1 protein-coding gene is annotated in these 259 nt (G+C 52.1%); it reads left to right on the top strand.

Annotation, left to right across the window (positions count from 1 at the left end):
• Positions 1-259 (top strand): Ig-like domain-containing protein (locus tag M9196_RS23405; protein ID WP_250619901.1); only part of this gene is annotated, 259 nt, incomplete at both ends.

The raw sequence follows: 259 nt of genomic DNA on the forward strand, positions 1-259 counted from the left end.
GTTGCCTGCCGATGAGGTAACGGATGAAGACACCTCAATCAGCAGAAGCGTGCCTGTCGCGTCAGATATCGATGGGGTGATTGCGTCTTACGCACTTCAAGACGATGTCCCTGCAGACAAAGGTAGCCTAACGTTTAACTCGGATGGGTCATACAGCTTCGATCCGGGTGAAGATTTCCAAGGCTTGAGCAATGGTGAGTCAGAGGATGTCACCTTCACCTACATCGCCTTGGACGATGAAGGGTTAGAAAGCGCGCCA

The sequence above is a fragment of the Vibrio methylphosphonaticus genome, from assembly GCF_023634655.1.
Lineage (GTDB): Bacteria > Pseudomonadota > Gammaproteobacteria > Enterobacterales > Vibrionaceae > Vibrio > Vibrio methylphosphonaticus.